At 41.8% G+C, this 8,525-nt stretch carries 9 protein-coding genes; 1 reads left to right on the top strand and 8 read right to left on the bottom strand.

What is annotated here, in order from left to right:
* The 8 genes from LBQ60_10925 to LBQ60_10960 all read right to left on the bottom strand — a co-directional run.
* On the bottom strand, positions 1–708 hold a 708-nt coding region (locus LBQ60_10925; GenBank protein ID MDR2038423.1), incomplete at its 3' end, for a BatD family protein.
* A gap of 49 nt (positions 709–757) precedes the next feature.
* Positions 758–1,561: a tetratricopeptide repeat protein gene (locus LBQ60_10930; protein ID MDR2038424.1), complete on the bottom strand. Its 804-nt coding sequence runs from the start codon at positions 1,559–1,561 to the stop codon at positions 758–760.
* Between the two features lie 93 nt (positions 1,562–1,654).
* Positions 1,655–2,671: a VWA domain-containing protein gene (locus LBQ60_10935; protein ID MDR2038425.1), complete on the bottom strand. Its 1,017-nt coding sequence runs from the start codon at positions 2,669–2,671 to the stop codon at positions 1,655–1,657.
* 134 nt (positions 2,672–2,805) lie between these two features.
* The gene (locus tag LBQ60_10940; protein ID MDR2038426.1) at positions 2,806–3,792 is read right to left on the bottom strand and encodes a VWA domain-containing protein; all 987 of its coding nucleotides are present in this window, start codon (positions 3,790–3,792) and stop codon (positions 2,806–2,808) included.
* Positions 3,793–3,795: 3 nt separating this feature from the next.
* Positions 3,796–4,818 (bottom strand): hypothetical protein, encoded by a 1,023-nt coding sequence (locus LBQ60_10945; GenBank protein MDR2038427.1) that lies wholly within the window; start codon positions 4,816–4,818, stop codon positions 3,796–3,798.
* 32 nt (positions 4,819–4,850) lie between these two features.
* Positions 4,851–5,912, bottom strand: a complete 1,062-nt coding sequence (locus LBQ60_10950) for a VOC family protein (protein ID MDR2038428.1) — start codon at positions 5,910–5,912, stop codon at positions 4,851–4,853.
* 13 nt (positions 5,913–5,925) lie between these two features.
* Entirely contained in the window at positions 5,926–6,789 is an 864-nt protein-coding gene (locus LBQ60_10955; protein MDR2038429.1) for a DUF58 domain-containing protein, read from the bottom strand.
* 70 nt (positions 6,790–6,859) lie between these two features.
* The gene (locus LBQ60_10960) at positions 6,860–7,855 is read right to left on the bottom strand and encodes an AAA family ATPase (protein MDR2038430.1); all 996 of its coding nucleotides are present in this window, start codon (positions 7,853–7,855) and stop codon (positions 6,860–6,862) included.
* 295 nt (positions 7,856–8,150) lie between these two features.
* On the opposite strand from LBQ60_10960, the gene LBQ60_10965 reads away from it, so the two are divergent.
* The coding region (locus LBQ60_10965) for a PspC domain-containing protein (protein ID MDR2038431.1) at positions 8,151–8,525 on the top strand (375 nt) is incomplete at its 3' end.

The raw sequence follows: 8,525 nt of genomic DNA on the forward strand, positions 1-8,525 counted from the left end.
TGTGCCGCTTTTCTGCGTGAAGAGGACATATTGACGCAAGACACCAGCTCCGTATATTTCCCCATTGACCATTTCCCGTTCCAATCCTCTTAATGGTGGTGTTTCTACTTCCTGTTTGAAGAAACCTTCAAAGTTCGGTAATTTCATATTATCCAGGGATGCTATATCCAGTTTTGAAAAAAGCTTTACGGCAACATGAAGATTTTCTCCCTGGTACATTTTCGTACGGCTTGGAACAACACTCAGAAAAATATCCCGGTTATCCGTCTTTACCTGAGAATTATCTGTTTGCCCTGATTCCGTGTTTTGTTGGGATGGTTGTGTCGATGCGTTTCCTGCCACTACCTGTACCCTGACCGGCTGGGATTGATGGGTCTTTTTATCTACTGTGACCTCAACAGGTGGTATTTCATGTGTTCCTTCCTGATTGGCCTGTAACACATAATTATATGACATATTCACCGACTGAGTCACTTTTCCGTTAACAACACTTATCTGGCTGCTCTGAGACCGGTCGGGCCCACGTAAAACTGAAAAAACCGGCATTTCAGGTAATTTAGGTACGGAACTGCTGGCATTGATATTCACAGACATCTGAAATGCCTCTCCTACCCTGACTATACGGGGACATTCAACAGTCACACTTACATTCTGCGCCTGTGAATGTATTGTAAAGAGTATAAAAAATACAGATAAAAAACACCTCATTTTATTTAAATTATCGTATTCAAATACAAAGTAACAATAAAAACCAACACTACCAATTCTTTTCAATCTTCCCACGATGCCCGGCCCGTTCTTTTTTCTGAAGCTTTTCCTGTAATTCTTTTTCTTCCTGGGCTATAGCATCCAACATCCGTTGGGCATCTTCAGGAGAAATTTGTTGCTCCTTCTGTCCCTGCTCATTTTTTTGCTGGTCCTGTTGTTGCTGATCTTTTTGCTGATCCTGATTCTTCTGGTCCTGCTGATCTTGTTCGTCTTTATCTTGATCCTGCTGGTCTTTTTGTTGATCCTGTTGGTCTTTATTTTGATCCTGCTTGTCTTTGTCCTGATTTTGATCTTTCTGATCATCCTGGTTCTGTTGTTCCTGCTGCTTCAACAGATTCATGGCATACGACAGGTTATATTTGGTATCCATATCTTTGGGATCGTTACGTAACGCCTGTTTGTAAGCGTCAATACTTTCCTTTAGTTTTTGTTGCTGCAACAAAGAGTTTCCCAGATTATGATAAGCACGGGATTTATCTTTCTTATCCGTCATTTCAGCAGCTGCTATCTCAAATTGCTTTCCCGCCTCATCATATTTCTGTTGACGGTATAATGCATCGCCCAGATTAAAAGCAGCCTGATGGGATTTTTCATCAGCTATCAATGCTTTCCGGTATGCTGTCTCGGCATCAACCGATTGACCTGCTTCGTATAACTTGTTTCCGGCACGCATTTCCTTACGATAATCTGGTGTTTTTCCGTTGGCTTTCAATTGGAGCGTATCTTCCGTTTGAGCCCAGACTGAAATGACCACAAAACTAAAGAGACATATAATACTAAAAATTCTTTTCATATGTATATAATTTATTCTTAATAGTCATATGGAACCCTCATTTATAAACTCATGCTCTTTGGCAAAGCATTGTTCATGAGGGTTTCATACTGATCAATTAAATAATCTAAATCTGTTTTTCCGGTTAGATATCAATAATTCTATCAATAAAAATACCAAAGCAACACCAAAAGGCCACTGAAACATTTCTGCAAAATCGGTATATATTTTCGCTTCATATTCGGCTTTTTCCAGTTTACTGATCTCTTCATATACATTATTGAGCCCCATATTGGCAGAAGTGGCACGCACATAAATTCCCTTACCTGCCATGGCCACTTCCTGAAGGGTCTTTTCGTCCAGCTTTGTCATCACCACATTGCCGGAACGATCTTTAATGAAATCCCTTTGCCCTGAACTTGTTTTCACCGGAATAGGTGTACCTTGTGTAGAACCGACACCGATCGTATATACATTGATGCCCCGTTCCAATGCATTTTTTGCTGCCTGAACCGGGTTATCTTCATGGTTTTCACCATCTGTGATCACTACTATCGCTTTGCCTGCATCACTGGTCGGCGAAAAGGAATTTGCGGCAAGATTAATGGCTGTCCCGATAGCTGTACCCTGTACCGGAACAATATCCGGAGAAATAGTGGACAAAAACATTTTGGCAGATACATAATCTGTAGTAATAGGCAACTGGGTATAAGCCTCACCTGCAAACACGATCAACCCTATTTTATTCTCGCCTAATCTGTCTATCAACCGTGATACTGCCTGTTTGGCCCGTTCAAGCCGGTTAGGCTGGATATCTTCCGCCATCATACTGTTGGATACATCCAACGCAATAATGATATCGGATCCATTACGTTTCTGTTCCTGAAGTTTGGTACCGAACTTAGGCCCGGCTGCCCCAATAACAAAAAAACAAAAAGCAATCATCAACAGGATGAATTTCAATAAAGGTTTTTTGGTGGATGCATCGGGCGTCAAACGATTGACCAATTCCACTTCACCAAAACGTCGTATCCTTTTTTTCCGTGCATAGGAAGTCCATATGAACAGAAAAGTAAACAACAATACCAGTGTCAGTGCATATAAATATTCTGGATGTGAAAACTGGAACATAACGTATATAATTACGAATGATAAATGACGAATTTGAATGGAAAAAGAAGATAAAGAGCATTCCGGAAGAAGCTACCCGAACCCACTTTCTGACTTAATGAATATTCCGACATTTTGACTTATTTATTAAGTGATTAAGGTAAATTACGTATTACGGTATAACGTAATAAAATCTCCAGTATCAAAATAGCCAGAGCTATAAGAGCGAAACGAAGATATTCCTCGGTCTTCTTATGGTGCTCCTGTACACTGATCTTCGACTTCTCCAACTGATCTATTTCTTCGTAAATAGATTTCAATTGGTTACTGTCTGTAGCGCGGAAGTAAAGACCCCCGGTCATGTCTGCGATCTGTTTGAGCAGATCTTCATCGATCTCGGTCTGCATATCCTGATAACGGATCCCAAAAGCTGTCTGTACCGGATAAGGAGCTGTACCACGTGTCCCGATACCAACCGTATATACCCTGACACCAAACGTCTTTGCAATTTCAGCAGCCGTAACCGGATCTATCGATCCCCGGTTGTTGACTCCGTCGGTAAGCAGGATCACGACCTTACTAATGGCATCACTGTCCTTAATACGATTAACAGCCGTGGCCAATCCCATCCCTATAGCAGTTCCATCTTCGATCATACCACTATGTACATTATTGAACAAATTGATCAATGCCGTATGGTCTGTAGTCAACGGGCATTGTGTAAAACTCTCGCCGCTGAATATGACCAATCCCATGCGGTCATTCGGGCGTCCTGAAATAAATTGTATGGCCAATCTTTTGGCTTCTTCCAGGCGGTCAGGCTTAAAATCCTGTGCCAGCATACTACCGGAAATATCCAGTGATATCATAATATCTATCCCCTCTGTTGTTTCGCTTTTCCATTGATTGCTTGACTGGGGACGTGCAAGAATTAAAATGAGCAACGCTAAAACCAACATCCGCAAGGCAAATAAAACATGCCGTAAATAAGGACGTAGGGTACGCACCCCTTTCAATCCTTCAACAGATGAGATCTGCATATACGGGTTTAACTTATTTTGCCTCCATATATACCAACCTATGGCTAGGAACCAGATAATAAAAAGCCAGAAAAACTGGGGATTAGCAAAAGTGTAATTCATATCTTATTCCTGATTTTTTAATTCTTCTGTTTCATCTTGGGTATTTTCCTGTTCCTTGGTCGACTCTTCGTCTTTATCTTGTTGCCCATCTTCCGGAGGAGCTTCTATTTTTGTATGGTTAACAAATAAATAAGCATCCAGCATGGAAGTCTCATTTTCATTAGGCATCGGCTCCATTTTGGCAAACTTTACCAGATCGGACAGCATAAATAACTGGCGTAAGCGATCAACCAGGTTATTATCTTCAAAACCAGCTCCGGACAGCCCCGATAATATTTCATCACTGGTCATTTCCATCGCAGAAACAGCAAAACGTCCTTCAATATATGTACGTACAATATCGGATAACCGGGTATAATATTCTTTGATACGGTTATTTTGCCATAATTTTTCAGTGCGTAACAGATCCAAATCCCGTAAAGCGATTACATGAGGCGGCTCAACCGGTTTAGGCGCACTGAAAATAGGTTGGTTATTCTTTCTACAAATAAAGACATATATAATAAACCCGATCAAAGCCAAAGCCAGCAATATCAATCCAATACGCACCAACCAGGGCCAGATATCCTGCCAACCGATGGGCACCTGATATATCGGTTTGATATCTGCAATATGCTGTGTAGTATCCAACGGCATAGTCAACACATCCAGATATAAGGAACGGGTTGAAACCGTATCGGTGAGTTCCTCATCAACAAAGGGAAAACGAAGAGGAGGTATCTCATGACGGCCGCTATCGAAACTGGTAACCAGAATATCCTGCATATAACGGGTCAGATCACCGGATATTTTAACCGAATCGACAGGAAGCACTTCGACAATTTCAATATCTGAAGTCAGTTGATCGGTCCATACTGGAAATTGTACCTGTACATTGTTTTTCTTCTCCAGCTCTATCCTCAGTTTTACCTGGTCCCCGATCAATACGTAAGTACTGTCAAACTGCGCATTGACCTGTATGGATTGCGCCTGCACATTGACCGACACTCCTATAAAAAAACATACAATGATAAAATACCTGATCATTCTTATTTTATTCAACGTTAACCTCATGTCTATTACATTTTCACCCTGTTAAGCGAAAGAGCACGAATCATCCACCGGGGCAACGGCTTGTAGGGATTTCGTTTCTCCAGATTCAGATACAAGTTCCATTTTTTGACCAAAGGTATCTTCTTGGTTTCTACAAACTCGATCAATGTCCCATCCGGGTCTTCTGTATAACTCCAATGTCCGGCAGCCTCCCCCATTTTAAATGCGTCATCACTTTCCACTGTAAACGGAAACCCTTTGCGGGCACATTCTTCTTTTAAAGCCGCCATTCCATGAATGTCAAAACAAAGATGGATGAACCCGATATCCCCCCAATACCTTCCTTCAAATATTTTCCGGGGCGATGCTGACTGTACCTGAATCAATTCTATCTGGCTCCGTCCGAGTAAAGCGGCCATGCTACCCCTTCTTTCCGCACTATGGGTCAATAAAACCCGCCGGATCTTCCGGTCGCCACCTTTCAGGCCTGCCAGATCAGGAAATTCTTTCGTCAGGTCATAGATTACCATATCATAACCCAGGATCTCCTTATAAAAAGTGAGGGACCGCTCCATATCCGACACTCCGATCATACACCCGTAAACTCCTCCGGTAGTATATCGTTTCAGCGGCTTGAACCATTCATACGATTCGATTACCTGTATCTTATTCCCGAAAAGATCCTCCATAAAAAAAAACGGTTGGTCATCCGGATTCAACTGAATATCACTAAGCACTTTTGCTCCTTTTTTGATGACGGATTGGCGGGCTTCATGAATATTTTTTGCTTTGACTTTTACCGCAAAAATGCCCAGATCGCCTAATGCAGGTTCCTCGGCAGGTGATTCGGGTATCCGGTCCATGAACTGCCATATCTCATAACAACTGCCACCCTGTATGTTGGCAGCGAGTATGGCTCTTTTTTTGTGAGGATTTCCACCCATATAGGGAGCCATATAAGTGGCCACATTATTATCATCAAAGATCTTAATATCCGATCCCAATACTTTCCCGTACCAATGAAAACCTTCCACAGCATTGGGTACCCCCACTCCTATCTGTTGAATACCGTATATTATTTTTTCCATATTATTACCTGAATTACCGTTGTTTGAACAATTTCATCAGCGGCTTTACGTAATCTTCATCGGTCCGGATAAATGTATTATCAATGCCACTGCGGCGGAATGTCTCGTCCAGTGACATTTGTATATTTTTCCAGTGCTCCTCGTATTGCCTGCGAACCTTACTACTGGATGTATCTGTCCATATCATCTGCCCTGTTTCGGCATCACGGAATTGCACCAACCCTATAGAGGGCATATCCGCTTCGTGCATATCGTAGATGCGTAGTGCTACCACATCATGTTTTCGTGAAGCGATCTTTAAAGCATGGTCGAAAGACGGACTGACAAAATCAGAGATCACAAAAGCCGTACTGCGTTTTTTTATGGCATTGGTCAGGTATTGTAACGCGACTGACACATCTGTCCGTGTATGTTCAGGTTCAAATTCGATCAACTCACGGATCACACGCAATATGTGTTGACGTCCCTTCTTGGGTGGAATGAATTTCTCTACTTTATCGGAGAATAAGATAACACCCACCTTATCATTATTTTGTGTGGCCGAAAATGCCAATACTGCAGATAATTCAGCCATCAGGTTCTTTTTGAACTGAAGAGAAGTCCCGAATTCACGTGAACCGCTGACATCCACCAGCAACATCAAGGTCAGCTCGCGCTCCTCCTCAAATACCTTTACATATGGATGATCGAAACGTGCCGTTACATTCCAGTCAATGTTACGGATATCGTCGCCATATTGGTATTCCCGTACCTCGCTGAATGCCATCCCACGGCCTTTAAATGCACTGTGGTATTCCCCCGCAAAAATATGCCGTGACAATCCGCGTGTTTTTATTTCAATTTTCCTGACCCGTTTTAATAAATCAGTGGCTTCCATATTCAATCATTAATTATTGACGATCCTAAAATCGACGAACTATCTATTTCAAACGATTAAGAACCTATGTCTAAGGCACTTCTACAACGTTCATGATCTCGGTGATGATGTCCACCGATGTCATATTTTCTGCTTCTGCTTCATAGGATAAGCCGATACGATGACGCAGCACATCATAACATACAGCACGTACGTCTTCAGGAATGACATAACCGCGGCGTTTGATAAATGCATACGTTTTCGCTGCTTTTGCCAGGTTGATGCTGGCACGCGGCGATGCCCCGTAAGTAATCATCGGTTTCAACTTGTCCAGGTTGAACTGATCCGGATAACGGGTAGCAAATACGAGATCCAGGATATAACGTTCGATCTTCTCATCCATGTATACTTCTTTAACGATCTCCCTTGCCTTTATAATGTCTTCGGGTTTAAGTATCGTACTGGCCGTAGGGAAGACTTGTCCCAGGTTTTCACGGATGATCTGTTGTTCCTCGGTCTTGGTCGGATAGTCGATCACTACCTTGAGCATAAAACGGTCTACCTGGGCCTCCGGAAGAGGATAGGTTCCCTCCTGCTCTATTGGATTTTGGGTGGCAAGGACCAGGAACGGACGATCCAGGGGATAAGTTTGACCTCCTATGGTCACCTGCTTTTCCTGCATGGCTTCAAGCAAAGCACTTTGTACTTTGGCCGGGGAGCGGTTGATCTCATCTGCCAGAATAAAGTTGGCAAAAATAGGTCCTTTCCTGACGGCAAATTCCTCTTTCTTCTGGCTATAGATCATGGTACCCAGCAAGTCGGCCGGCAATAAGTCCGGAGTAAACTGTATACGACTGAATTTAGCATCAATGGTCGTAGCAAGGGTATTGATTGCCAGCGTCTTTGCCAGACCAGGCAACCCTTCCAAAAGGATATGGCCGTCAGACAACAACCCCAATAACAGACTCTCTATCAAATGTTTCTGCCCAACTATCACCTTATTCATCTCTATGTTGATCAGGTCGACAAAAGCGCTTTCTTTCTGGATACGTTCGTTCAATTCCTTGATATTTGCTGCTTCATTCATATGTTTATATTATAATAAGTGTATATAACATGTTTTACATCAAAGTTCCGGTTTTTCTTGCTATTTGCAAATCGAATGCAAAAATAAGATGTTATGTGTATTAAAAAAAGTTAATTAATCTTTAAAAATACAAAAAGTTATATTTTTTTTCAAACATAAAGATTTGTATTTGAGTGAAAAAAGAAAAAATAACAGATATTTTTATAAAAACAGTACTTTGTTATGCATAGTACTAAAATTATTTTATATCTTTGCATAAAATATTAGATCACTATTTTATTTAAAATTTCACATCATGAAAAGAGTCATTACCGTACATGTTGCCAACACTGTATTTCAGATCGAAGAAGATGCTTATACCTATCTGAACAACGTGATGAATAACCAGTGGAAAAAAGAAGAATTGGAAATGCAGGTTTCCGAACGCCTACAACAGAAATTATCCGGGAATAAGGAAGTCATTACATACCCGGATGTGGTAGATATCCTTTACCAAATGGGATTCTCAGCTGCCGATAGCCAGCCGGTAAGCCAACCTCCCAGAAAATTATACCGGCAAACCCAGAATAAAATGATCGGAGGGGTATGCACGGGTTTGGGCGAATATTTTGACGTGGATCCGGTAGCCATCCGCATCATTTTCCTAATCGCTTTCTTTTTAGGATCAATG

It is taken from the genome of Bacteroidales bacterium (assembly GCA_031275285.1).
GTDB lineage: Bacteria > Bacteroidota > Bacteroidia > Bacteroidales > UBA4181 > JAIRLS01.

Bases quoted from the DNA above. Each gene is read 5' to 3' on its own strand.
- LBQ60_10940 (MDR2038426.1), bottom strand. From the start codon at position 3,792: ATGAATTACACTTTTGCTAATCCCCAGTTTTTCTGGCTTTTTATTATC.
- LBQ60_10960 (MDR2038430.1), bottom strand. From the start codon at position 7,855: ATGAATGAAGCAGCAAATATCAAGGAATTGAACGAACGTATCCAGAAA.
- LBQ60_10935 (MDR2038425.1), bottom strand. From the start codon at position 2,671: ATGTTCCAGTTTTCACATCCAGAATATTTATATGCACTGACACTGGTA.
- LBQ60_10950 (MDR2038428.1), bottom strand. From the start codon at position 5,912: ATGGAAAAAATAATATACGGTATTCAACAGATAGGAGTGGGGGTACCC.
- LBQ60_10955 (MDR2038429.1), bottom strand. From the start codon at position 6,789: ATGGAAGCCACTGATTTATTAAAACGGGTCAGGAAAATTGAAATAAAA.
- LBQ60_10945 (MDR2038427.1), bottom strand. From the start codon at position 4,818: ATGATCAGGTATTTTATCATTGTATGTTTTTTTATAGGAGTGTCGGTC.
- LBQ60_10930 (MDR2038424.1), bottom strand. From the start codon at position 1,561: ATGAAAAGAATTTTTAGTATTATATGTCTCTTTAGTTTTGTGGTCATT.